Source organism: Maridesulfovibrio pacificus (SeqCode) (genome assembly GCF_048612815.1).
Classification (GTDB): Bacteria; Desulfobacterota; Desulfovibrionia; order Desulfovibrionales; family Desulfovibrionaceae; genus Maridesulfovibrio; species Maridesulfovibrio pacificus.
This window is the reverse complement of record NZ_JBLZNE010000003.1, coordinates 283,288-307,248: the sequence shown is the minus strand read 5'-3', so window position 1 is coordinate 307,248 and position 23,961 is coordinate 283,288. Positions and strand designations below refer to the sequence as shown.

Here is a 23,961-nt window from a genome sequence, read left to right as displayed (position 1 = left end):
CAGCAGACCAAAGAGCCTGTAACCCAGGCCCTGGTCTCCATGACCCAGACTTTCATCGATACTCTTGTCGTTTGTACCATGACAGGTCTTGTTCTCATCCTCACCGGAGCATGGTCCAACGGTACCACCGGTGCAGAGCTGACCACAATAGCCTTTTCTGCGGGCATGTCAGGCGGTGCGCATATCGTTACCATCGGCCTGATTCTTTTCGCCTACTCCACCATCCTCGGCTGGTGCTACTATGGTGAAAAATCCATGGAATACCTGTTCGGTGTAAAGGCAGTACTGCCCTTCCGCCTCGTATTCATCTGCTTCGTAGGTGTTGGTGCCATCGCCAAGCTCAGCTTCGTATGGAACCTCTCCGACACATTTAACGGTCTTATGGCTATCCCCAACCTCATCGGTCTGATCATGCTGACCCCGGTTGTTGTAAAAGAAACCAAGGCCTACTTCGCCAAGCAGGACACAAAAGCAGCCACACAGACTGAAAACAAATAGTCTGCTACGGATAAATGCACATAGAATCCCCCGCCCGGAATACGGACGGGGGATTTCTTTTATTCACTGACACTGAGCAATAAAAAAAGGCTGCCCCGCTAAGGACAGCCTTTAAGTAATCATTTCAGCAAAATCTAATTCAGAATACTGCGACGACAGAATTCAACAGCCTCAGCGCGGACATCCCTGCGATCAGGCCAGTAAAGCTGCATTCGGGTCAGACCGAAGATAATGGTCATAACCACAGTTGCATTTTCTTCCACAGCCACATCACGAACAGTGCCCTTTTTGATACCGAGCTTGATGCAATCCTCAAGAATCAATTCAAGGTTCTTCAGAAAAACAGCCATCAGACGTTTAGAAGAATCAAGCAGTCCGTAAGTGGAAAGCATAATTTTCATATCGATTTCATTCTCTTCTACAAAAGAAAAATACTCATTCATAATCTCTTCAATAGAGCAGTCGTCACGGTCTAACTTCTGGCGGATGGCTTCGATATAATAAGAGAAACTTTCCTCAAGAGCATCCAGAATATGAAGCAGGATGTCTTCTTTGCTTTCAAAATGTCTATAGATGGTACCTTCAGAAATATTGGCCATTTTTGCCAGATTGGCGGTAGTGGCTTTGTGGAAACCCACCTCTGAAATCATTTCCTTGGCTGTTGCGAGGATGATATCCTTGGTTTTCATTCTACGGTCTCCCTTGAGCGTCCGAACGCCCTTGATCAAGTTAAAAAATATTTAATTAGAATTATGTCGGATTACTAACACTCTTTCTGAACTGTATTATTTACCCCATGCAAGAAGCAAGGTCAACCTGAGTAGATTGACAAAAACTGATAGAGAACTTAATTTGTATAGATAAATCCTATGAGGAGGAAACAATGGTTGAAATTACCGAAGCTGCGCAAAAACAGCTTGAAAACTATTTTGCAGATAAAGATAGGACCCCCATCCGCATCTACCTTGCCACTGGTGGCTGAGCTGGCCCCAGGCTGGCATTGGCTCTGGATGAGTCAAAAGATAACGATGAAAGTTTTGAAGTAGAAGGTTTTACCTTCCTGCTTGATAAAGACCTTAACGAACAGGGCAGCCCCTTCCGCGTTGACCTCAGCTATACTGGTTTCGTAATTGATTCCAAGCTTGAGCTCGGCGGCGGCGAATGCGGTTCCTGCTCTGGTAGCTGCGGTTAAGTCGCAGCACAGGAAAAGTTTTACTCTTTTCCTGAACGCGTTAACCTGACAGTTCAAGCCTTTTCGGGCTTTTAAGGCCGTCTCTTTTGAGGCGGCCTTTTTTTTATTTCTTAATCATAAGAATACGTACTTTCCAGACGAGCAAAGCCTGTGTAAAATGAATCCCACTTGACTAAATAATGGAGTTTAACGTGAGGAAACGGGAAAAGATTCAAGGTGTTTTTTCAGCTAAAAAAAAATCTGTAATCGGAACAGGTACGACAAAAAAAAGGACTGAACAAACCACATACTGGTACGCAGAAGAGCAGGAGAACGGAGTCCTGAATGTTCAGGCCCTGAATACCAATTACATCCCCACCGGACCGCAGGCTGCGGTAGAAATGGAGATGTTTTTGAAAGATTACCATCCCGAGCCTGAAATTTATCTGAAAAAAGTCATCCCTAATGTTGATAAGCTGGAAAAAACTATTTCGCTGGGCGAAAGTCACAGAGCAAAAGGCGAAAGCTACAGTGCCGAATATGAATTCAACAAAGCCATGAGTCTTGATGAATTAAATGTGCGCGTTAATTTCGGACTGGGGCTGACTTATCTTGATCGTGGGGAAATGGAACGGGCAGATGATATTTTCAAAAGGCTGATTGGGCTTGAGAGCTGCTATGAACCGCAGCACAAACACCTGTTCAATGAGTTCGGGATATCCTTGCGCAAAAACGGTATGTTAAAGCAGGCTCTTGAATACTACCTGAGAGCAGAAAAGCTGGTTGAAGAAGATGAAAACCTTCATATGAATATTGCCCGGGTCCACTTTGAACAGGGAGACCTCAAGTCATGCCTTGAACACCTCAGAAAGGCTTTGCGTTTAAACAAAAGTCTTGAAGAGGCTTGCATCTTCCTAAACTTTCTCAAAGGAAAAGGATTCATCGAAGAATGCACTCTGGATCAGGTCATTGAAAAAACTGCTGATGATAACAAAGCTCTGGAGTCACTGCTGAAAAGTAATCCAACACCGGTTATACATACCACAAGTACACAGGCCCGCAAAAATGACTCCTTAACCGATGAACTTAATTTTCTGTAATCAAAAGCAACTAATCCGGGCACTTTTCAATCCATTTTTCCTGAATCTTCCGGATAGTGCCCCGGTCCACCAGAGTATTAAACGCCTTCTGCCAGCGAAGGACCTTTTCCTGATCTGTAGACTTTGAAATGGTAAGATAAAGCTTAACATTATGGAAAGTGAGAATAGGAACGGCCCTTTTGCGAAGTTCTAAATCATTACTGAGGAACCCCGACACGCCTATATTGGATGTTGCCACCAGCTCAACCCTACCACGAAGAAGTTTTTTAAAATTGGCCTCCTGAGAATCCATTACCTCAAGATTAGTAAACCCTTTGCTTTTTAAAAACTGAGCCCGGGCATCATTGCGATAGACCCCGATGCCGGAAACATTTTTCGCATCTTCAAATGTCTTCACCTTATCTCTGACACCTTTCAAACCATAAAAAACCCATTTATAACAAGCAATAGGTCCGATCCAATGGAACTGATCTTCCCGCTCTTTAGTCCTGGCTGTGGAAAAAAGCATTACGTCCGAATGATTAAGAAGATGCCTGTAGCCACGCGCCCAAGGCATTACTTCTATAGTCGCAGTGCAACCAATTTCCTCTTTCAAAGCCTCAACAACTTCAACTCCGAATCCGGACAGCCGCCCGTTCTCCTGAATAGTTGAAGGATAACTGAGTTCAGTAATAATTCTGAGCCCACAATCATCTGCCACCCCCACAGAGGGCGTAAAGGACAAAATCGACACAACAGCCAACAACGAAACAACTATACGGTACACCATAAAATCGGGCTCACTTATTGCTCTATTGGTAAATGTAAACACTCCCTCTATTTATACTCTTATTGAACCTTAAAAACAACAAAAGCTCAAAAAAAAGCCGGAAACAGAGGGTCTGTATCCGGCTTCATTCTCTCAGGCATTACGCCGGGGAAAATATGAATTTATTTGGTGGACCATTCAGCCATGAAATCTTCAGGACCAACCACCAGATATTTACGTTCTTGGAGTGCCGCAACAACGGGAGAAGGGTCTTCGGTGTCGACACGTATAACCACCATTCTGCGGTTATTGTGGTGAAAAAGGCCGGTACTGATAATATTGTACTTCATATTGGAAATAATCCCGGCCACCTCGTAAAGGACACCGGTCCGCTCTTCAACATCTACAACAATTCGGGAACCGCCCTGCTTAAGCCCCATCTCTTCAACCAGCAGCTCAAGCATCTTGTTACGGTTGATATAACCGATGAGTTTCTTATTTTCATCGACAACAGCAAGACCGGAAAGATTCATTTCGAACATAAGGTCTGCCGCTGCTTCAATTTCGGTTTCCGGCGGAATGGTGGTGATGTTCTCACGCACAACTTCCCGAACGGTAATTTTACTCAGCAGGTAGCTGAGTTCATGTTTATCCAGAGAGCTTATTACTGAAGGCAAGGCCGCACGGACATCTTCTTTGGTGACATACCCTACGAGGTTTTCCCCGTCTTTAACAAGAAGCATCCACAACTGATTGTCTTCCAGAATTTTGTCCGCTTCCTTGACCAAGGTATCAGGAGTTACGGTCACAAAGTCCTTGAGCATTTTCAGTCCCACATACATCTGCATGTCCTCCAAAATCCGGAAAGAGCCCGGTGCGTAAAAAAGTTTAAATATTCAAAGGATCAGGCGCGCAAAATCCGACCGCAAACATGCAGCCGAATCCCCCGCTGATATATCCCCGTGAAATGCCGCCGGACATGACGGCAAGATGAAACACCCCCTCCATACCCAAGCTTTCATCCACTTGCAAGACATGCCCGTACTTGCATTCATTTTTTATTTTATCATACCAACCATAAAGAGAGCTCCATCATTACTATGAACTACACTTATTATTAATCGTGCTACGATAGTTAGCGATTTATGCGTTAAAGCACCTTGCCCCTGATAATTTTTTGAGTTAGTCCAGATTCCATGCACGAAATGTCAATAGCGCAAAGTATACTTGCAATCATTGAAGAGGAAATGGAAAAGCAACCCGGTGCCAGCCTCAAAAAAGTTGTGGTAGGTAACGGTGCGCTTGCGGGAGTAGTCTCCGATGCTCTCACTTTCGGTTGGGAAGCAGTTACTGTTGGAACCTCCCTTCAAGGGTCGGTTCTTGAAGTTAACGAAATCCCCATCAAAGTACGCTGCGGCGGGTGCAAGAACGAATTTTTACCCGAAGACAAACTTTATATGGCATGTCCGGAATGCGGTCTGGAAATAGGTCATGAAGTACTTCAGGGCAAGGAATTGCAGATCGAAAGCATCGAGATTGATGATTAACTTAAGGAGTTAGAAATGGGTGAAATCCCTGTGGTACGCAATATTCTGGAAGCAAATGACAGAATTGCCGATGAACTGAACAAATTTTTCAAAGAAAAAAATATTCTCTGCCTCAACCTGATGAGCTCACCCGGGTCCGGTAAAACCAGTCTGCTGGAAAAGACCCTCGCTGACCTCAAAGGTGAATTCAAGATGGCCGTCATCGAAGGTGACCTCCAGACAGACAACGACGCACGCCGTGTTGCCGCAACCGGAGCACAGGCCGTTCAGATCAATACTGAAGGCGGATGCCACCTTAACTCCAGCCAGGTAAAGGAAGCACTTTCCCTGATCGACCTTGAAGGACTCGATATTCTTTTCGTGGAAAACGTGGGCAACCTCGTATGCCCCGCTGAATTCAATGTTGGTGAAGATCACAAGATCACCCTGCTGACCGTAACTGAGGGCGATGACAAACCTGAAAAGTATCCCCTTATGTTCCATATTTCTTCTGTCATGATCCTTAACAAAATCGACCTCCTGCCCTACGTGGATTTCGATCTTGAAAAGGCCAAACAGCATGCACGTAAACTGAACGCAGACATCGCCCTTTTCCCTCTGTCCTGCCGCACACGGGAAGGACTGGAAGCATGGTACGAATGGCTCCGCAAAGCCCGCGCTGAAAAAGCATAATTTTTGTCTCCGACGGCTGTGGAAGCGAAACTTTTAAAGAAGTTTTGCTTCCACAGACCCCATCCCTTCAAAACCTTTTATAAGGCTTCGCCCTTTTGATGGATGTTTCATGAAATTCCCTAGCAACCTGCCGTGCTCCGCAGTTCTTGACTCTTTAGCAGACGGGGTGTTTACGGTAGACCGGGACTGGAACATAACATTCTTTAACGAAGCTGCCAGCCGAATCACCGGAGTCCATCCCGAAGAAGCGGTTGGCTCAAAATGCTGGGACGTTTTCCACTCCAGCCTTTGCGACGGTGACTGCGCCCTGCGCACCTGCATGAACGATTGCGGACGCATCTCCAACAAATCCATATTTTTCATCCACGCTGACGGACGCAAGGTTCCGGTTTCCATCAGCGCCGCACCACTTGTTGACGGCGATGGAAAACTCATAGGCGGCGTGGAAAGCTTCCGTGACCTGACTGATATTCAGATGATCCGCCGTGAGGTGGAAGATTCATGGCGCTTTGAAGACATCATCGGTAAAAGCGCACAGCTTGGAAAAGTATTTTCCATCCTGCCCCAAGTCAGTAAAAGTGAAGCCACTGTTCTCCTGCTTGGAGAATCCGGCACGGGTAAAGAACTTTTCGCCCGGGCCATTCATAACCTCAGTGAACGTAAAGATGGCCCTTTTGTAGCTGTAAACTGCGGCGCCCTGCCTGATAATCTGCTGGAATCAGAACTTTTCGGTTACAAGGCCGGAGCCTTTACCGATGCCCGCAAAGACAAGGCCGGACGCTTCGAACTGGCTGCAGGTGGCACAATTTTCCTTGATGAAATCGGGGACATGCCTGCCAAATTACAGGTCAAACTGCTTCGCGTATTACAGGAAAAAACTTTTGAGCCGCTTGGGGCGGTGCAGAGCGTGAAAACCAACGTCCGGGTTGTAGCCGCCACCAATAAAAATCTGTCAGAACTGGTGGAACAGGGTGCATTCCGACAGGACCTCTACTACCGCCTGAATGTAGTGACCCTCAACCTTCCTCCGCTCAAGGCGCGGGTCGAGGACATCCCTCTCCTGATCAACCACTTTGTAAACAGGCTCAATGCCCTGCAAGGCAAAGATATCGACGGTATTTCCGAAGACACACTGCACATCCTCATGCGCCATCCCTTCCCCGGCAATGTGCGGGAACTGGAAAACATCCTCGAGTTCGCTTTTATTCTCTGCCCTTCGGGCTTTATTCAGGTCGAACACCTGCCGGAATATCTCCAGCCGAAATCAAAAGAAACAGCCTCACACGAAGACATGCCGCTGACCATGGATGAAATCAAATGCATGGCTGTGCGTCGTGCTCTTGAGCGCAACAACGGCAAGAAAATGGCCACCTGCCGCGAACTGGGTATTTCCAAAGACACCCTTCGCCGCACCATCGCGCGCTGCGATGACATGGACGCATAATTAGCCCGCATATCTACCTTTTCGGCTAATTTTGATCTAAAACCCCCTCTCTCCATCTCTTCCAAATTCTAATAAATATCCGATTTAATTCTTTTTTATCCTCATGGCACAAACTATGCCTTATAGCCTTCCATGAGAGGAAACGAAGGACGCAATACCAACTCAACGCTGCTTTGTTTAGCCTGCTACGAAGACAGGCTGGCCTCCGTATTTGACAATGCCCCGGACCTGAAATTGTTCCGGGTGGATGACAATAAAATTTGTCCCGCAGGCTACCTATCCCTTCCCTCAAAAGACCCAAAGGACAGGACATCCGCCATTACAGCCTGCGGGGCAACGTTTTTAATATGCGGTGCAATCTGCGGTTGCACTATGAATGAACTGGAACAGGCCGGAGTTAGAGTTGTACCGTGGATTACGGGAATGACCGAGCAAGTGCTCTCCGCCTATCAAAAGGACTGTCTGGAAGACCATGTCATGCCCGGATGCAGGGGCAGAGGCAGGTGCGGACAGGGAAACAGGGGCTTCAGGGCCAGAAAGGGTGTGCAGGATACAATGCACCCCTGCGAACCGACCCTGGACTCAGTGCACAGGAGTAAATAATATGAAAATCGCCATCAGCTGTCAGGGCAATGATCTCAACGGAGATATCGACCCTCGTTTCGGTCGCGCAAAAGGCTTTCTGGTCTGCGATACCGATACCGATACTCAGGAATACATCGACAACACCCAGAACCTGAATGCGGCTCAGGGTGCAGGAATCCAGTCTGCCCAGAACGTAGCCGCCACCGGCGCAACTGCGGTAATCACCGGACACGTAGGCCCTAAGGCCTTTACCGCACTAGATAAAGGCTCCATCGAAGTCTACCTCGTAGGCGGAGGGACTGTTGCAGAAGCCCTGTCTTCCTTTAAAGACGGCAAGCTCGAAGCTGCTGCGGATGCGGACAAACCGGGCCACTGGTAAAATTTCCTTTATCGCGTTCAGTCATGCCTTTTCTCCTCTCCCTTGCTCTGCGGGCATGACTGAACCTTTCAACCATTGACAAGTCAGGTTCACGTCTTAGTTTACCTTGTAATGCCTATTGTGACAGATTGGACAATCTGTTTTTAATAATGACTACCCCCTCTGCCAATGAGGGTCAGGAGATTGATATATGAGCGATCACGCATGCGGAAGCTGCTCTTCATCAGGTTCCGGCTGTTCTTCTTCCGGTTGTTCTGAAGGTTGCAGCCCCGAAGATATGAAACTGAAAAAAACCCTTTCCAGAATCAAACACAAAATCGTGGTTATTTCCGGTAAAGGCGGCGTCGGTAAAAGTACTGTAGCAACCAATATTGCCGTTGCTCTCTCTCTTGCCGGTAAACAGGTCGGACTGCTTGACGTTGACGTACACGGTCCCAGTGTTCCCCGCCTGCTCAGCCTGCAGGATGAGAAACCTCACATCGGGCATGAAGTGATCGAACCCATCTCCTGGTCCAGCAATCTCTGGGTTATGTCCCTCGGCTTCATGCTGCCCAGCAAAGACGATCCGGTAATCTGGCGTGGTCCCGTAAAAATCGGCATGATCAAACAATTCGTACAGGATGTTGCATGGAACGACCTCGACTTCCTCGTCGTTGACTGCCCTCCCGGAACCGGTGACGAACCTCTTTCCGCATTGCAGACCCTCGGTCAGGACGCTCACGCAGTTATCGTAACAACCCCGCAGGGCGTTGCTATTGACGATGTGCGCCGTTCCGTTAACTTCTGCAAACAGGTCGGCAACCCCGTTCTCGGTATTGTAGAGAACATGAGCGGATTCGTCTGCCCCGATTGCGGAAATGTACACGATATTTTCAATTCAGGCGGCGGTGAAGAACTTGCCAAGGAAACCGGAGTCAAGTTCCTTGGTCGCGTACCTCTTGACCCCGAAGTGGGCCGTTCCGGTGATGAAGGTTACCCCATCATCCGCACTGACCACGAAAGCCCCACCGGCAAGGCTCTGAACACCATCATCAAGCCCATGCTGGATCTCACCGACACTTTGCAGGAGAACAATGAAATGCCTAAGCCTGAAGAGCTTCAAGCTAAAAACGGCATGATCAGAATCGCAGTACCCGTTGCAGCAGGCAAACTCTGCATGCACTTCGGGCATTGTGAACAGTTCGCACTGATGGACGTTGATGTCGCCACCAAGGGAATTGTTGCCACCAACATGGAAACTCCCCCGCCCCACGAACCGGGTGTGCTTCCCAAATGGATCGCAGATCAGGGCGTACAGCTGGTACTCGCCGGCGGCATGGGTTCAAGGGCACAGTCCCTGTTCACCGATGCAGGCGTAAAAGTCATTGTCGGTTCCCCTGCTGAAGCACCTGAAAACGTGGTTTCCAGCTACCTTGCAGGAAGCCTCCAGACAGGCTCCAACACCTGCGACCACTAGTCGCAAGACTAGGCATAATATAAGCCATAAGTACATCTACCGTACATATCTCGACCGAAACAGCCTGTGGGAAATCCCGCAGGCTGTTTTGCTTTAAAAGGAAAATTTATTTCAGATCAATAATATCCTGCACTGTGATATGACCGTCGCGGAAAGTTGAAATGATGACATCCTTATCCGGGTCGCCGTTATTGTTATAGTCAAAAGTCCCGGTCACCCCGTGGAAGGGGGGCATGTCCACCAGAGCATCATGGATAGCTACCGGATTATCGGTTCCGGCTATTTTTGCAGCATTGAAAAGTGAATTAACAGCGTCATAAGTCAAGGCTTCAAGTTCACTGGGATCCACACCGTTTGCTTTCTTGTAGTCCCTTTCAAACTCCGCAGCCCCTTTAATTGGCAGGCTTGGAACCCAATGATCAGTATAATAGCTGTTTTTGAATAAGGGATTGCGTTCCAGTTCAATGGAATCCCATGAATCACTACCCATAAGAATGCCTTTGAAACCAAGTTTGCGGGCCTGAGCTACCTGTAATTGAACTTTTTTGGTGTTATTAGGCAGAAAGAGTATTTCTGCGCCAGCCTCAATTATCTTCTTCAACTGGGAGGAATACTCTCGATCCCGTGCGACATACCCTTGAAAAGAAACAACCTTTCCTCCGCAATTCAAATAATCTTCTTTAAAAAAGCGGGCCAGTTCGGCACTGTAAGGACTGGAAGAATCGAACAAAATTCCCACATCCTTGTGGCCAAGGTCGTTTTTGGCAAACTGGGCCAAAGCTTCACCCTGCACGGTGTTTGTGTAAGAAACACGAAAAGAATATTTAAAAGAAGTCAGCTTATTGGTACCCGCTACCGGTGTAATAAAAGGTACCTTGTGCTCCTCACATACTTTGGCAACAGCCAGCGCCACATTACTCTTTGCAGCCCCGACAATGGCAGAGACTTTTTCTTTTTGAATCAACCTGAGTGTGACCTTAGCGGCCATTTCAGGATCGCCGTTACTGTCCGCCGGAAACAGCTTAACATTATGCGGCTCTCCGTCTAATTCCAGCCCACCGGACTTATTGACCTTCTCTGCAGCATAACGCGCGGCAGTAACAATGTAGTTTCCTTTCCTGAACAGTTCACCGCTGGTAACCGCAACAACTCCGACCTTGAATTCACCGGATGTTTTTTTATCTGAACACCCTGAGAAAAGACAAAAGACCAGAGCGAAAAGGAGGACCGGAATAAATCTGTTTTTTTTCATGAAAAACTCCGATTTGCAGTTACAGCGGGAAAAGACAAAAGGCGGCCTCTACAGACCGCCCTTCACCTCAGGGCTAGATACCAGCCATGCAGTTGTAAAGTTCTTCGCTCACCTCGATACGCACAATGCCGTCTTCGATATAAACGCGGATGTTGTTTTCAGGAATCAAAGCCATATCCATGGCTACGTTCACCCATTTATCCCTGAGTTCCGCCGGATCAACATCCTTAAGCGGATGACTTTCTGCTACTTTCCAAGACATGTTATATCTCCCGTTTTTTATTTTTTATATGTCCTCGGATTCATCCCCAGAAGACAAAAAATTTCATAAGTAATGGTCTGCCACCATCCGGCTAAATCTTCGGCACTGATGCGCCCTTCACCTTTTCCGCCCAGCAGGTAGGCGGTATCACCGAATTTAACATCTTCAATATGGCTGACGTCCACAATACAAAGCTGCATGCACACCCGGCCCAGAATCCTGGCCCGCTTCCCGTGAATGCAGACCTCTCCGACACTCGAAAGTCCTCGGCTGTATCCATCGGCGTATCCGGCACAGACAATGGCAACTGTCATGTCCTGCTCTGCGGTATAGGTACAACCGTAACTGATTGCCTGCCCCTTTTTGAGCTCCCGTACAGCAGCAATCTTGGTCCGCACCTGCATGGCAGGTTTCAGGTCGCGGCCGCACTCGCTCCAACCGGTTCCGAGCAACGGGTTGGAGCCGTAAAGGGCAATTCCCCCGCGCTGGGCGGAATAATGAACCTGATCATGAACCAGAATTCCGGCAGAGTTGGCAAGTGATGCTTCCAGCTCATATCCGGCATCTGCAAGACGCTTCAAAATACCGGAAAATGTCTCCGCCTGCGCAGACATATACCCCTCGTATGCCGGATCATCAGAAGTGGCAAGGTGCGAACTGGCCAGTACCGGACAGATTTGAGGATTGATTTTCAGCCACTCAATCAGCTTATCCAGCTCATTGACACTGAAACCGAGCCGGGACATCCCAGTATCAAATTTCAAACTGATTTCGACTTTACGACCCTGAGCAGAAACAACAGCGGAAAGCATTTCCAGCTGTTCAAATTCACCGATAAACGGAATGATCTTGTTCTGCGCCGCATTGAAACAATCTTCCTCGTTGAGCGGACCGAGCAATGAAATGATTCGCTTGCTGCAACCGCTTTTACGCAGTTGCATGCCTTCACCAACTGTGCCGACAGCGAAAGTATCTGCCCCTTCTTCTTCAAGGGCACGGGCAACTTCTATCAGTCCGTGACCATAGGCATCAGCCTTTACCACGCCGTACACCCTGCTTCCTTTCTCTTTAAGCAGCCGGTAATTATGGCGAATGGCATTTAAATCAACTTCAACTTCAAGTGTATTATATCCGATAGTCATTGGAGATCTCCGGTTGAGATTGAGACTGGCTATTTGCGTTTGAAAAGTTTCTCCATTTCCAGCGCGGACCAACTGATCAGGACAGGACGCCCATGAGGGCAATATTCCCGTTGCGGGCATTTTACCCAAGCTTCCAGCAAAGAAAGAGCTTCATTGACTGCCAGCGGCAGGCTTGCCTTGATGGCTGATTTGCAGGAAAGCATGATCCAGAGGTCATCCAAAGTCTTGGCCTGTCCGTCCACCGCTGCTTTTAAGTACTCCCTTGCTTCTCCGGTTTCAAGTGCCGGAGGAATACCGCGCATGGAAAGTGTCTGCCCGGACTCAAGCTCCAGCATGAAGCCCGCAGCCTGCAAGTCTTCCCACATTTCCTGTACCCGCTGAACTTCAGTGGGATGCAGAACAATATCGATGGGTAATGCCAGCGGACGCGATTCACCGCGAGTACGCAGGGATTTCATATTCTCGTAGATCACCCGTTCATGGGCTGCGTGCTGATCCAGCAGACCGAGAGAACCGTTCGGGAGTTTCAGAACCAGATAGGTATCAGCAACCTGCCCCAGATACTCGATACGCGAACCGGGAACATAAATGGGACCAGCGGCGCATGATCCATACTCTTGCGGTTCAGGCACAGAAAGCGGATTTTCCTGCGCTGCATAATCCATGGCCTGTTCATGAAACATACCCGGTTCAGGGCGGGATTCAGCAACAGATGCAGACGTAAAATCAGACTTAGGCAGACCTGAGCCCACTTCCGGTTCATCATCCAAGGCTGTAAAATCTGTATTCTTAAATTCGTTCCAGCTGGAAAATTTTGCTGCAGGCTCGATGGGCAAGGAGACACTTTCCGATAACTTCTTTTCACGAACAGCTGGACGGACCGGCATTTCAGGCTGACTTTGTATAGGGCTGCCTTCATCCATAATGCCAAGCTCATAGCGAGAAAGAGCCTGCCCGATGCCATTGCGAATAATGCTGAAAACCGCACTTTCTTCCTGAAACCGGACTTCCATCTTTGCCGGATGCACGTTCACATCAACCAATTCCGGAGGCAACTCCAAAAAGAGCACCGCCTGCGGATATTCACGAGAAATCAATCGCCCTTTGTAGGCTCCACGAATGGCGCTAAGCAGCAGCTTATCCTGAACGGGACGACCATTGACAAACATAACAATGCGGTCACCTCGGCCTTGCGCCAGTCCGGGAATACCGGCACAGCCATGCACTTTCATCTCCCCGGCTTCATGTGAAAATTCAAGCAGGGATTCACAGATATTACGCGGCCAGAATACGGACAAACGCTCCGGCAGAGATTGTCCGGCCGGAAGCCGAAACTGCTCCCGACCATTGGAGGTAAAAGAGAATCCGGCATCAACATTGGCAAGGGCAATCTTAAACATTACCTGGTTGCAACGACGCGCTTCGGTGCTCTCTGTTTTCAAAAATTTCAAGCGGGCCGGAACATTGAAAAACAGGTCACGAACTTCAACCGAAGTACCTCCCGGGATAGCAGCCGGACCTTCATCAACCACATCCCCGCCCTCAACATTAATAAACCATCCTTCATCGGCTCCTTTACGGCAGGAGCTCATCTTAAAGCGCGAAACCGAGGCAATACTGGGCAAAGCTTCACCGCGGAAGCCGAAACTGGTGATAGCGCTCAGATCTTCAACATTGGAAATTTTACTGGTGGCATGGCGGGTAACAGCCAGCTTTAACTCATCAGCTGCGACACCGAACCCGTTGTCCTTCACGGAAATAAAGCCTTGTCCACCGCGCTCAACAGCAACATCTACCTGTGTGCTGCCTGCATCAATGGAGTTTTCCACCAGTTCCTTAACTACGCTTGAAGGCCGCTCCACTACTTCACCGGCGGCAATCTGGTTACGCAGTGAAGCTGGAAGGACATGAATTTCAGGAGTGCTCATAATGATATATCTATCTGGTATTTTTATTTATCTGTGTAAGTCAAAATTTATAATCCCGAGATTACAATAAGCAAGGCCCCCCGTCTACACATCAGTAGTCGGGGGGCCCGGTAAGTTCTGTCGAAGATAAGGTCTAAAATCCGCTCATATCGATAAGATTGAAGTTAACACCGTAACGTTCATCAACAGTGGTCTTGGAGGCAATGAAATCCAAGGAAAAGCACTGATGACTCCAACCCACTGACGCTGTTTTCTCAAGGTCGCGGTCAGAATTAAGATCGGTTCTGAATTTACCGCCAATCCGCAGATTCCAAGGCAGCTTGGCTTTCATGCCATAACTGATGATCTGCATGTCTGTGTCCTGCTGACGTTTATATTCATCAATCTTGCGCAGGTAATCGTACCCGAGAGAGAACTCCGCATACTCATCGTAAAAGAGCTTAAGAATATTTTCATGCTCAGTGACTTCACCCAGATATGGGGAAATCCATGTTCTGGAGGTGAGGTTTACGAAATTATAGGGAGTAACAATAATCTCGGCCATGAAGTCAGAGAAGGGACGGCGTTCATACTCACTGAGTTCTATGGAACGGTTTTCTTCGTCAATGTCATACCCCTGTTCCAAACGTACCCGCAGGAATTCAAGATAGTCATTTTCAAGAACCGGATTACCATCAGCATCCATAACCACTGTTACACGGTTACGGTCGAAAACGTTGGTAAGAGAGAAGACAAGATCGTTCTGCTCAGAAATACGGTCACGAGAATCAAAGTAAGGCAACTTGGTCTGAGACGCAGAGTCATCCTGAACCCATGAATATTCCAAACGAGGAATCACATTATGCTTCATGCGGGTCCAGCCGGACTGCCCTACATTTTCCTTGGTAACTACAGGAGCGGATTCCAGATCAAAGACGCGGTAAAAATCAGTAGCCGCGCTGATTCCGGCATCGGCCAGAAAACGGAACTGAGTAGAATCGTGACTACCATCAGAAGTAGAGTTCTGGAAAGATGTTCCCAGATAATTGGTGGCCCTTACACCTGCATAAGGAATAAAGGTAATTCCACCGGCTCGCACAGGCATGCTGAATGAAGGCTTGATGTCAATACGTCCACCGGTGGTGCCGTATTCACGCCAGAAATAGCTTGATTGAAATTCACCTTCCCACTCAATGGGAGTCCCGAAGAAATTATTCTTAAATGCGTAAGCGGAAAGCTGCGGCATTGTCTGAAGAGTCGGGTCCTGTGTGGAAGGAGCGTTGTCATTACGGTAAAGCAGGTTTTCCGTGTACTGTGCCATGGCCGAAACAGAGTAATTATCCCAACTTCTGGCTATGAGGGCGGTACTGGTTCTTTCGTTGGCATCTGCAGTGGCTATGTCACGCCCGAATTCATCAAGAAAGGAGTCACGGGTGGCTTCGTAACCATTGGAGCCGGAACGAAATTCACGCAGATAATCCTGGTCGGATACGAGGTCCATATCAAAGATGGTCTGCCAGTCTGGATTACCGAGATATCCGTTGTATTTAGACCTGATCCACCAGCGGTTCTGGTTGGGCCTGATCATGCTGTCACTAAAGGAATAACTTGCATCGTTGGCGTTGTTGTAACTTTTGCTGTCGTACAACCAATCAGCACGCCATGATCCTTTTGTATTCACATCTTCGGAATGACGGAATTCAACACCGGGCCTGAATCCGCGTTTGCTCAGGTATTCCGGGTAGAAGGTCATGTCCATTTCATCATTGATAGCCCAGTAGAACGGCAGGTTGAACCTGTTTCCGAGACGGTTTGAGTTACCGATTTCAGGATCAAGGATACCGGACTGGCGTTCACGCTGTACCGGAAGTTCCATGTAAGGAGTGTACATAACCGGGACACCCTTAACTTTGAACTTGGAGTGCCAGAGGCGGGCATAACCGTTGATGGTGATATCACCTTCACCGGACTCAAAGGACCAAAGAGGATTCTCGCCCTCACAGGCAGTCACTTTTACATCCTTGAAGCTATAAGTGGCTCCGTTATGCTTTTCAATGAATTCACTTTCAAAATAGACATGGGGCTTAGCAACAAAAACGCGGCCCTTTTTAAGCCAGCCGACCATATTATTAAGGTCGAATTCAGCTTCAGCCGCATCGTAAAAGTCGCCCTTTATCTGCGCTTTCACATTACCGCGCAGATAAATCCATTTGGTAGCCTGATAAAAACGGGCAAAATCAGCCTTAATGTAGTTATCGCCACTGCGAAGGGTTACATCCCCGTAGGCCTGAAGGTATTCGCTGTCGCTTTCCACAATAAGTTTATCTGCGGAAAACTTCCACTGCTCACCTTTCTGCTCCACGCCATTATTATCGGTCATGGGCACGGTCATCTGTTGCTGTGCCATTGAAGCACACGGCAGACAAAGAAGAAGTAAAACTACAAAGATGACGAACCTGGATTTCAAAACAACCTGCCCTTTAATATTCAAAATGTCCCGGCTAACCGGATTAACAATTAACTCTTGAGATAAGGATCTTCCTGAGCCAGATAATTCTGCACATAATCTTTAGCCGCATCTTCCAACGAAGTGAACGGCTTATCATAGCCGGCTTCCACCAGCTTGCTCATATTGGCCTGAGTGAAATACTGGTACTTGTCGCGGATAGTCTCCGGCATCTCGATGTAGCTGATGTTCGGCTCAACATCCATCGCTGCGAAAACAGACCGTGCAAGTTCATTCCATTCACGGGCCTGTCCGGTACCGATATTGAAGATACCATTAGCCTGCGGATTCTGCAGGAACCACCACATAACGTCCACGCAGTCCTTGATATAAACAAAGTCGCGCTTCTGGCCGCCGTGGGGATATTCAGGCTTGTAGGATTTAAACAGTTTCATCTCACCGGTTTCACCGATCTGGTTAAAAGCCTTGCAGATAACACTCTTCATGTCGTCTTTATGGTATTCGTTAGGTCCGAATACATTGAAAAATTTAAGGCTCACCAGCTTATCCAGCACTCCGCCGCGCTTGGCCCAAAGATCAAAAAGCTGCTTGGAGTAACCGTACATGTTCATGGGTTTGAGGCGGTCAATGCCTGCATGATCGTCATCAAAGCCGAACTGTCCGTCACCATAGGTTGCAGCACTGGAAGCATTGATGAAACGCACATCATGCTGGAGGCAGAAACGGCAAAGCATCTGGGTATAGCGGTAGTTGTTCTCCATAAGAAAATCCGCATCCTGTTCTGTGGTGGAGGAACAGGCACCCATGTGGATTACAGCATCAGTTTTAAAGGGATCGTCACCTTCGAGAATGAATTTGAAAAACTGATCCCTGTGGATGTAATCCTCGTAGCGAAGATTGACTAAGTTTTTCCATTTATCAGTCTTAGCAAGGTTATCGACGATCAGAATGTCGTCGATTCCCATCTGGTTTAATTTCCAGACCATGGCACTACCGATAAAACCGGCTCCGCCAGTTACAATATACATATATAATTTCTCCAGCTATCTTAAGCAGATATAAACGTCTATTAGTACTATCACACAATACAAGTTGCCGGATGTTACTTATTTTTCTGACACTTTTCAACTACATTTAAGTTAAAAGACCCTATTTACACAAAAACAAACGCAATAATTTTCTCTCAACATCCGTTGATGCACAAAAAGCTCAGTTTTTAAATAAAAGACAACGCCGATATAGATAAAGTTATGTTGTACACAACAATTTAAATCATATTTAAGCATTCACCATCCCATCATTACCATAATTCAACTTTATACTTCTTGTTTTTAATCTTGCTTAATTGTATTTTAATGTTATCCTTATTTAAGCACAAACATTATTATGATTTTTTCTAGACTTTATTTATATACGAACCTTACTTATCCAAACAGACTTAGACCTCAACAGTAAATCAACAGAAGAATTCAAAGGATTGTCATGAAATACTCTGTAAAAGAAATCCTCCATCTCGAAGTTTCCCCAGCTCTTGGCTGTACCGAACCTGTCGCAATTGCACTTGCCACTGCTGCCGCAGCTTCAGTGATGCCCGATAAAAGGCCGGATAAAATCGAAGTCTGGGTTGACCCGAATATTTATAAGAACGGGCTGGCCGTAATTATCCCCGGCACTGGAGGACTGAACGGACTGGACACCGCAGCAGCTTTGGGAGCACTTTACGGAGAACCGGCACTTGGACTTGAAGTTCTTGAGCCTCTTGATGAGGAAAGTGCTAAAGACGCCTGCAAATACAAAGACAAAAAACCTGTTACAGTAAACTTGCTTGAAAACAGGCATGGAATTTATGTCCGCGCTCTGCTTACCTTCGGTCCCGATCACGTTGAAACAATAATTGAAGGCGTACACGACAATATTATTTCTCTGACCCTTAACGGAGAACCGGTTAAGAACTCTACTCTGGTCAAAGAACAACTGGCACAAAAGGCTGATGTCTCCAAGCTCGAAGAGTTCATTAAGACTCTGTCCCTCGATGATCTGGTAGATATGATTAACGATCTTGACGAGCAGGATTTTACGTTTCTTAAAGAAGGGATCACTTACAACATGCGCCTTGCTGATTACGGGCTTAAACACGGTTCGGGTCTGGGCGTAGGGGCTACCTTTGAAAAGCTGGCCCGCATGAAAATCCTCAACAGAGACATGATTCTGGCCGCCCGCACCATAACCTCAGCCGCATCTGATGCCCGCATGGGCGGTATCAAGCTTCCGGCAATGAGTTCAGGCGGATCCGGAAACCACGGCCTGACAGCAATCCTGCCCATTTATGCAGTGAGTGAATTCGTGGACTGCTCCGAAAAAACCATGCTGGAGGCCATCGCCCTCAGCCACCTTGTAACCGCGTACGTGAAAGCCCAGACAGGAAGGTTATCCGCTGTATGCGGATGCTCTGTCGCAGCCGGAGCCGGGGCCACAGCCGGGATCACCTATCTTATGGGTGGAACCCCGCCTCAAATGGCTGGAGCCATCACAAACCTTACCGAAGATCTTGCCGGAATCATCTGTGACGGGGCTAAATGCGGATGTGCATTAAAACTTGCAACTGCGGCAGGCACAGCTGTCCAAGCCGCCCTCTTTGCCATTCATGGAGTAAACGTACATTCAACGGACGGCATTATCGGCAGCTCCCCTGAACAGACCATGCAAAACATAGGCACCCTGAGCACACAGGGTATGATCGATACCGACAGGACCATTCTTAAAATCATGCTTGAAAAGCACTTCCTAGGCACAGAAAATTAAAAAGACCATAAAAATAACACAAAACTATTGATTAAGCCCTGCCAATACCTTAATTTTGGTAGAGTAATAAAACTAATTAAAACCGTTAACCAACATACCGGAGGACTTTCATAATGTTCAAAAGAAAAGTTTCATTAATCCTGACTGTTGCCTTAGCCGCTCTTCTGGCCTTCGGCTCCATGGCCTCAGCTGAATCCAGAATCGTTCTTAAACCCAAAGTTGATGCTTTCGCATACTTTGTTGATACTTCACCATCCATGTCCCAGACATATGATGCCACCGGCACTCCTAAAATTATCGCCGGAATCAACGCTCTGAAGAGACTCAACAATGTTGTTCCCGAACTGGGATACGACTCTGCTCTTTACGCGATGCCCGACTTTGCAACGTATTCCCCTAAGTCCATGTTCACCAGAGCAGCCATGGCTAAAGGAATCGCATCCGTTCCCAGCGACCTGCCTTTCTTCCAGTCCACCCCGATTGGAACAGGTTTTTCCGACCTTAACGGCGTTGTCAAAAACTGGGGCGGTAAATTCGCGGTGATTTTTGTTTCCGACGGTCTGACAAACTCCGGACGCAATCCTGTCCGTATCGTTTCCGATATGGCAAAGACATACGGTGACCGTTTCTGCCTGCACATCATCAGCGTAGCCGACACCGCACGCGGTAAGGCCAACCTGAAGCGTCTCGCAAGCCTCACTCCTTGCGGCGTTTATGTTGATGCCAGTGCACTCGCTGACAAAGCAGTTCTGGATAAATTCGCTCAGGATGTCTTCTACACTCAGGAAGAAGAACTGATCGTTGAAGTTGTTGAAGAAGTTGTAGTTCCGGTTGTTCCGGTTCAGGAAAAAATCGTTTTCCGTAATTTCAACTTTGGTTTCGACAAGTACCAGATCACTGATGAAATGGTTCCGGCACTGACTGAAGCTGCAACCATGCTTGAAGAATTCCCGAACCTTAAGGTTATGGTCGGCGGTCATACTGACTCCTCAGGTTCCGAAGCTTACAACCAGGGTCTCTCCGAGCGCAGAGCCAAGTCTGTGGCAGACTGGCTTGCAGCCAACGGCATTGCTCCTGAACGTCTGGAAGTTAAGGGATATGGCGAAATGAATCCTAAATACGACAATAAGACCAAAGAAGGACGCAAGCTTAACCGCCGCGTTGAAATCGACGTAGAAGACTAAAAGCCACATAAGCATTAAAAAGGGTGGAAAGATTTATCTTTCCGCCCTTTTCGCAATTTGGAGAACCCCATGAGACTTGCCAGTAAAATTTTAACATCTGTTTTTATCGTCATGCTGCTTTGCTCAGCTGCATATGGCTCCCACTCCGGAACCAAGGAAGAACTGGATACCTTTACAAATTTCGCCATAGGCTGGGTTGTCAAGCTGAACAAAAGCCACATCAAAGGCTTCAGTCGTATGGAAGTTCTACTCCAAAAAGACGGGACCTACCTCGCCAGATACCACGCGATTTCACCCGATACCATTACCTGCAAAGTAAAAAAGACCAGCAAAAAAAGTAAAGGAATGGTCGGACTGCTCAAGTACATGGAGACAATCTACGAAAGCACCGGCAAGACCCCGCAGGAAGCACGCGCAAGCAAATTCAAACCCGTAAAAAATATTCGCATAACAGAGATTTTCAGCAACTCAGGTAAGGGCTGGCGTTAAGTATTAAGCATCATTTTCACACTGAAAATAGCCTCATAACAAACGATACGAATGTCTTTATTCTGTAGTGCAGCGCAAGACTGTCAATGAGTTGCGAACTTGTATAGTCCAGCATATCCCTGAAAGTCATCCTTTCAGGGGGTTCATTTTCCTTATGTGCCCATCATAAAAGAAGTCCCCTCTCGCTACCTGCGGGAGGGGACTTTTAATTACTTTAACGGTTAATGCTACTTGAATCTTTCCACCAACTGACTCAGCTTCTGAGCCATTTCCGCTACTTCCTGAATGTTGGAGTTTGCATTCTGGATACCGTCGGACAGAGACTGTGAAAGGCCGTTGATCTCAGTAACGCTGTTGTTAATTTCATCACTGGTCGCAGTCTGCTGCTCTGCTGCGGTGGCAATAGCCCGGACCATGTCGGCAATGGTCTCACTCTCGTTGACGATCTGGCTGAGTACGCCTCCAGCTCCTTCCGCCATCTGCACGGTATTCTCAACCCTGCCGCGCACTCCGCTCATCTCGGAGACTACCTTGTCGGTAGACTGCTGAATGAGTGTGATTGCGCTCTCAACCTCATTGGTTGCGCCCATGGTTTTCTCTGCGAGCTTACGGACTTCGTCAGCTACAACAGCGAATCCACGTCCGGCTTCACCGGCTCGAGCCGCCTCAATGGCTGCGTTCAGAGCCAACAGGTTGGTCTGGTCGGCAATATCATTAATAACAGACATTACTTCGCCGATATTGATGGCCCGCTCCGAAAGGTCGGCGAGCATGTCGGAGAGTTTATCCGTGGTTTCTGTTACAATATGAATCTCGGACACTGTGTTGCTGACAACCTTTCCACCGTCGCGGGCAACTGAGTTGGCCCTGTCGGAGGCTTCAGCGGTTTCCCCGGTATTCTGTGCAACTTCAAGAACTGTAGCGTTCATTTCTTCCATTGCGGTTGCAACCTGTCCGGTCTGCATCGCAGTAGTATCGACACCTGCAGTCAGTTCATTCATCTGATGAGAAAGCTCAGTGGTGTAGGAAAGCAAAGCCTTGGAGACTTCGGTAACCTCATTGGCTACTTCAAGCAAAGATTCCTGCTGCTGCTCAATATGCTTACGACTGGCTTCCTCTTCGGTAAGGTCGACCATTACCGCGATTGCACCAACTGTCTCTTCTTCAGCATTAAGAAGCGGGCAGACCTGATAGCGCAACGGGAATTCAACACCGTCTTCACGGTTGAATCTCAGCAGGCCTTCAGGGCAATCACTGGAAGAGATAGCCTCTTGAGTCAGAGATTTTCCATCAACCCTGAAAAAATCACCGACATCCATTCCTATAAGGGCATCTTCAGGTTTGTTGAGGATGTCGCGCATCGGTCCGTTAACGAAATCAATTTTGCTGTCACCGTCAGTTACGATCATGGGCACGGTTATACCGTTAAGTACACCGCGGTTGTAAACCAGCTGGTCTTTAATCTGACGGGCCATTTCACCAAGATGATCTCCAAGCGAGCCAAGTTCGTCACTGCTGTTCACTGCAAACTGTGCGTCAAGATTACCCTTGGCAAAATCACTTGTAGCACCGGAGATAATCTGAATACGATTCACAATTGATCTACGCATGAAGAACAGAAGAGCGGCAAGCAGAGCGACAAAGCCTCCGAATGAAAGCGCGGCCCCTTTGAATTGGGACTCATGAAATGTTGCAAATTGAGGTGAAACATCCTGCACCATCACCAAGGTTCCGAGTACAGGCTGTTTCCTGCCGTGACAGTGATAGCAGGCCTTCTCATTCTCGATGGTTTCAACCTCAACAAAAACCTCTTTACCGCCTATTTCTGAAAGGAGGCCGCTCTTGAGGGTTTTCTTAAGGCTTTGCCCGACAAGATTATTAATATCCTTGTCGCGAATTACATCTTTAATGTCGGAACGTATGTCCCCTGTGCTAGTAGAATAGGTGACATTTCCCTTGAAGTTGGTCAGGTAAATGGCAACATCGGAATATTTCTTTGAAACGGTAGCAAACTTTTCAGTTGTACCCCTGTTATCACCCTTGGCCATGGGCTCGCGGATGGCCAGCTGCAGCATATCCGCAGTTTTGTATGCATTCCTTTCAATCTCTTCCATCATGGTAGTGCGCTGCCAGAAAGAGTTTGCCAGAAACAGAACAATAAAAGTCGTAGCAGTGAGCAATGAGGTCAGCACCATGACCTTGTTACCCAGGGAAGTCTTAATAAATTTCATAACGACCTCCCTAATGAGCTCCGCCGAAAATCAGCGGCTTGTAATTGAAGTTGTTAACCCGTTCTGCATTGTGGCAGACTTCACACTCCTCGATGGTCATCTTCCTCTTGATAAGATCAGGATCGCCGTCTTCAACATGAAGAGACCCAGGACCGTGACAAACCTCGCATCCTGCATCTGCAAGATGGGGAGTTTGCTCAAAAGAAACGAACCCGCCGGGTTTCCCATACCCGGTAGCATGACAGGTAAAGCAATCATTAAGCTCGTCAGCATCAAGATCTGAAGCCATGATCTTCACGCTTTTACTGGAATGAGCCTTTTTGGAAAATTTCTTATAGTTATTGTATTCTACCTCATGACACTCTTCGCATGCCTCAGACCCAACATAAGTTGCTGAATCCGTAATCCCATATTCGGCCAACGAACAGCTGAAAACTGTAATTACCGCCAGAATCACCCCAATCCTTACGGCAAAACCTCTTTCTACCATAATAACCCCGTTGTCTTGATAGTCTGCATCCTTCAAAACCCAACCTCAGACACCACTTCCGTAAATACTGAGACCTAATTACCCAAAAAAATATGGCAAATCATATATATGTACACTGATTTAACTATCTTGTTT

The 23,961-nt window shown here is 47.5% G+C and carries 23 protein-coding genes; 12 read left to right on the top strand and 11 right to left on the bottom strand.

What is annotated here, in order from left to right; genetic code table 11:
• Positions 1-498 (top strand): alanine:cation symporter family protein (locus tag ACNI23_RS20705; RefSeq protein ID WP_420251095.1); only part of this gene is annotated, 498 nt, incomplete at its 5' end.
• A 134-nt stretch (positions 499-632) separates the two neighbouring features.
• On the opposite strand, the gene ACNI23_RS20700 is transcribed toward ACNI23_RS20705, so the two are convergent.
• Entirely contained in the window at positions 633-1,187 is a 555-nt protein-coding gene (locus ACNI23_RS20700; RefSeq protein ID WP_420250599.1) for a TetR/AcrR family transcriptional regulator, read from the bottom strand.
• A 194-nt stretch (positions 1,188-1,381) separates the two neighbouring features.
• Here ACNI23_RS20700 and ACNI23_RS20695 point away from each other — a divergent pair, with 194 nt between their 5' ends.
• A complete protein-coding gene (locus ACNI23_RS20695) occupies positions 1,382-1,690 on the top strand; it encodes an IscA/HesB family protein (RefSeq protein WP_420250598.1) in 309 nt (102 codons plus the stop codon).
• A gap of 191 nt (positions 1,691-1,881) precedes the next feature.
• Positions 1,882-2,769 carry a tetratricopeptide repeat protein gene (locus ACNI23_RS20690; protein WP_420250597.1) on the top strand — a complete coding sequence of 296 codons (888 nt, stop codon included), beginning with the start codon at positions 1,882-1,884 and terminating at the stop codon, positions 2,767-2,769.
• Positions 2,770-2,779: 10 nt separating this feature from the next.
• On the opposite strand, the gene ACNI23_RS20685 is transcribed toward ACNI23_RS20690, so the two are convergent.
• Together ACNI23_RS20685 and ACNI23_RS20680 are read right to left on the bottom strand one after the other, a co-directional pair.
• On the bottom strand, positions 2,780-3,538 hold the full coding sequence (locus ACNI23_RS20685; protein WP_420250596.1) for a substrate-binding periplasmic protein: 759 nt from the start codon (positions 3,536-3,538) through the stop codon (positions 2,780-2,782).
• Between the two features lie 161 nt (positions 3,539-3,699).
• Complete coding sequence (locus ACNI23_RS20680; RefSeq protein WP_420250595.1) at positions 3,700-4,359, bottom strand: CBS domain-containing protein; 660 nt, start codon at positions 4,357-4,359, stop codon at positions 3,700-3,702.
• A 354-nt stretch (positions 4,360-4,713) separates the two neighbouring features.
• On the opposite strand from ACNI23_RS20680, the gene ACNI23_RS20675 reads away from it, so the two are divergent.
• From ACNI23_RS20675 to ACNI23_RS20650, 6 genes are all read left to right on the top strand, one after another.
• Positions 4,714-5,064 (top strand): hydrogenase maturation nickel metallochaperone HypA/HybF, encoded by a 351-nt coding sequence (locus tag ACNI23_RS20675; protein WP_420250594.1) that lies wholly within the window; start codon positions 4,714-4,716, stop codon positions 5,062-5,064.
• A gap of 15 nt (positions 5,065-5,079) precedes the next feature.
• On the top strand, positions 5,080-5,736 hold the full coding sequence (gene hypB / locus ACNI23_RS20670) for a hydrogenase nickel incorporation protein HypB (protein ID WP_420250593.1): 657 nt from the start codon (positions 5,080-5,082) through the stop codon (positions 5,734-5,736).
• A 109-nt stretch (positions 5,737-5,845) separates the two neighbouring features.
• Positions 5,846-7,180, top strand: a complete 1,335-nt coding sequence (locus ACNI23_RS20665; RefSeq protein WP_420250592.1) for a sigma-54 interaction domain-containing protein — start codon at positions 5,846-5,848, stop codon at positions 7,178-7,180.
• 132 nt (positions 7,181-7,312) lie between these two features.
• Positions 7,313-7,783 (top strand): NifB/NifX family molybdenum-iron cluster-binding protein, encoded by a 471-nt coding sequence (locus tag ACNI23_RS20660; RefSeq protein WP_420250591.1) that lies wholly within the window; start codon positions 7,313-7,315, stop codon positions 7,781-7,783.
• 1 nt (position 7,784) lies between these two features.
• Positions 7,785-8,144, top strand: coding sequence for a NifB/NifX family molybdenum-iron cluster-binding protein (locus ACNI23_RS20655; protein WP_420250590.1), 360 nt, complete (start codon positions 7,785-7,787; stop codon positions 8,142-8,144).
• A gap of 190 nt (positions 8,145-8,334) precedes the next feature.
• A complete protein-coding gene (locus ACNI23_RS20650; RefSeq protein ID WP_420250589.1) occupies positions 8,335-9,600 on the top strand; it encodes an iron-sulfur cluster carrier protein MrpORP in 1,266 nt (421 codons plus the stop codon).
• Between the two features lie 106 nt (positions 9,601-9,706).
• Here the strand turns inward: ACNI23_RS20650 and ACNI23_RS20645 are convergent, their stop codons facing one another.
• From ACNI23_RS20645 to rfaD, 6 genes are all read right to left on the bottom strand, one after another.
• On the bottom strand, positions 9,707-10,852 hold the full coding sequence (locus ACNI23_RS20645) for an ABC transporter substrate-binding protein (protein ID WP_420250588.1): 1,146 nt from the start codon (positions 10,850-10,852) through the stop codon (positions 9,707-9,709).
• Between the two features lie 73 nt (positions 10,853-10,925).
• Positions 10,926-11,114 (bottom strand): hypothetical protein, encoded by a 189-nt coding sequence (locus ACNI23_RS20640; RefSeq protein WP_015850502.1) that lies wholly within the window; start codon positions 11,112-11,114, stop codon positions 10,926-10,928.
• A gap of 17 nt (positions 11,115-11,131) precedes the next feature.
• Positions 11,132-12,256, bottom strand: a complete 1,125-nt coding sequence (gene alr / locus ACNI23_RS20635) for an alanine racemase (RefSeq protein WP_420250587.1) — start codon at positions 12,254-12,256, stop codon at positions 11,132-11,134.
• Between the two features lie 29 nt (positions 12,257-12,285).
• Positions 12,286-14,184 carry a DNA mismatch repair endonuclease MutL gene (gene mutL, locus ACNI23_RS20630; RefSeq protein WP_420250586.1) on the bottom strand — a complete coding sequence of 633 codons (1,899 nt, stop codon included), beginning with the start codon at positions 14,182-14,184 and terminating at the stop codon, positions 12,286-12,288.
• Between the two features lie 133 nt (positions 14,185-14,317).
• Positions 14,318-16,570, bottom strand: a complete 2,253-nt coding sequence (locus ACNI23_RS20625) for an LPS-assembly protein LptD (RefSeq protein ID WP_420250585.1) — start codon at positions 16,568-16,570, stop codon at positions 14,318-14,320.
• Positions 16,571-16,680: 110 nt separating this feature from the next.
• Positions 16,681-17,658 carry an ADP-glyceromanno-heptose 6-epimerase gene (gene rfaD / locus ACNI23_RS20620; RefSeq protein ID WP_420250584.1) on the bottom strand — a complete coding sequence of 326 codons (978 nt, stop codon included), beginning with the start codon at positions 17,656-17,658 and terminating at the stop codon, positions 16,681-16,683.
• Between the two features lie 454 nt (positions 17,659-18,112).
• On the opposite strand from rfaD, the gene ACNI23_RS20615 reads away from it, so the two are divergent.
• From ACNI23_RS20615 to ACNI23_RS20605, 3 genes are all read left to right on the top strand, one after another.
• Complete coding sequence (locus ACNI23_RS20615) at positions 18,113-19,432, top strand: L-cysteine desulfidase family protein (RefSeq protein ID WP_420250583.1); 1,320 nt, start codon at positions 18,113-18,115, stop codon at positions 19,430-19,432.
• A 113-nt stretch (positions 19,433-19,545) separates the two neighbouring features.
• Positions 19,546-20,616, top strand: coding sequence for an OmpA family protein (locus ACNI23_RS20610; RefSeq protein ID WP_420250582.1), 1,071 nt, complete (start codon positions 19,546-19,548; stop codon positions 20,614-20,616).
• Positions 20,617-20,685: 69 nt separating this feature from the next.
• On the top strand, positions 20,686-21,105 hold the full coding sequence (locus tag ACNI23_RS20605) for a hypothetical protein (RefSeq protein WP_420250581.1): 420 nt from the start codon (positions 20,686-20,688) through the stop codon (positions 21,103-21,105).
• A 227-nt stretch (positions 21,106-21,332) separates the two neighbouring features.
• Here ACNI23_RS20605 and ACNI23_RS20600 read toward each other — a convergent pair whose 3' ends face one another.
• Positions 21,333-23,336 carry a methyl-accepting chemotaxis protein gene (locus tag ACNI23_RS20600; RefSeq protein WP_420250580.1) on the bottom strand — a complete coding sequence of 668 codons (2,004 nt, stop codon included), beginning with the start codon at positions 23,334-23,336 and terminating at the stop codon, positions 21,333-21,335.
• Between the two features lie 10 nt (positions 23,337-23,346).
• The gene (locus ACNI23_RS20595; RefSeq protein ID WP_420251094.1) at positions 23,347-23,826 is read right to left on the bottom strand and encodes a cytochrome c family protein; all 480 of its coding nucleotides are present in this window, start codon (positions 23,824-23,826) and stop codon (positions 23,347-23,349) included.
• Positions 23,827-23,961: the final 135 nt, after the last annotated feature.

What these genes read in the sequence shown, in the direction of transcription:
- ACNI23_RS20700 (WP_420250599.1), bottom strand. Translation starts at nt 1,187, where the DNA reads ATGAAAACCAAGGATATCATCCTCGCAACAGCCAAGGAAATGATTTCA.
- ACNI23_RS20685 (WP_420250596.1), bottom strand. Translation starts at nt 3,538, where the DNA reads ATGGTGTACCGTATAGTTGTTTCGTTGTTGGCTGTTGTGTCGATTTTG.
- ACNI23_RS20680 (WP_420250595.1), bottom strand. Translation starts at nt 4,359, where the DNA reads ATGTATGTGGGACTGAAAATGCTCAAGGACTTTGTGACCGTAACTCCT.
- ACNI23_RS20675 (WP_420250594.1), top strand. Translation starts at nt 4,714, where the DNA reads ATGCACGAAATGTCAATAGCGCAAAGTATACTTGCAATCATTGAAGAG.
- hypB (WP_420250593.1), top strand. Translation starts at nt 5,080, where the DNA reads ATGGGTGAAATCCCTGTGGTACGCAATATTCTGGAAGCAAATGACAGA.
- ACNI23_RS20665 (WP_420250592.1), top strand. Translation starts at nt 5,846, where the DNA reads ATGAAATTCCCTAGCAACCTGCCGTGCTCCGCAGTTCTTGACTCTTTA.
- ACNI23_RS20660 (WP_420250591.1), top strand. Translation starts at nt 7,313, where the DNA reads ATGAGAGGAAACGAAGGACGCAATACCAACTCAACGCTGCTTTGTTTA.
- ACNI23_RS20655 (WP_420250590.1), top strand. Translation starts at nt 7,785, where the DNA reads ATGAAAATCGCCATCAGCTGTCAGGGCAATGATCTCAACGGAGATATC.
- ACNI23_RS20650 (WP_420250589.1), top strand. Translation starts at nt 8,335, where the DNA reads ATGAGCGATCACGCATGCGGAAGCTGCTCTTCATCAGGTTCCGGCTGT.
- ACNI23_RS20645 (WP_420250588.1), bottom strand. Translation starts at nt 10,852, where the DNA reads ATGAAAAAAAACAGATTTATTCCGGTCCTCCTTTTCGCTCTGGTCTTT.
- ACNI23_RS20640 (WP_015850502.1), bottom strand. Translation starts at nt 11,114, where the DNA reads ATGTCTTGGAAAGTAGCAGAAAGTCATCCGCTTAAGGATGTTGATCCG.
- alr (WP_420250587.1), bottom strand. Translation starts at nt 12,256, where the DNA reads ATGACTATCGGATATAATACACTTGAAGTTGAAGTTGATTTAAATGCC.
- mutL (WP_420250586.1), bottom strand. Translation starts at nt 14,184, where the DNA reads ATGAGCACTCCTGAAATTCATGTCCTTCCAGCTTCACTGCGTAACCAG.
- ACNI23_RS20625 (WP_420250585.1), bottom strand. Translation starts at nt 16,570, where the DNA reads ATGGCACAGCAACAGATGACCGTGCCCATGACCGATAATAATGGCGTG.
- rfaD (WP_420250584.1), bottom strand. Translation starts at nt 17,658, where the DNA reads ATGTATATTGTAACTGGCGGAGCCGGTTTTATCGGTAGTGCCATGGTC.
- ACNI23_RS20615 (WP_420250583.1), top strand. Translation starts at nt 18,113, where the DNA reads ATGAAATACTCTGTAAAAGAAATCCTCCATCTCGAAGTTTCCCCAGCT.
- ACNI23_RS20610 (WP_420250582.1), top strand. Translation starts at nt 19,546, where the DNA reads ATGTTCAAAAGAAAAGTTTCATTAATCCTGACTGTTGCCTTAGCCGCT.
- ACNI23_RS20605 (WP_420250581.1), top strand. Translation starts at nt 20,686, where the DNA reads ATGAGACTTGCCAGTAAAATTTTAACATCTGTTTTTATCGTCATGCTG.
- ACNI23_RS20600 (WP_420250580.1), bottom strand. Translation starts at nt 23,336, where the DNA reads ATGAAATTTATTAAGACTTCCCTGGGTAACAAGGTCATGGTGCTGACC.
- ACNI23_RS20595 (WP_420251094.1), bottom strand. Translation starts at nt 23,826, where the DNA reads ATGGTAGAAAGAGGTTTTGCCGTAAGGATTGGGGTGATTCTGGCGGTA.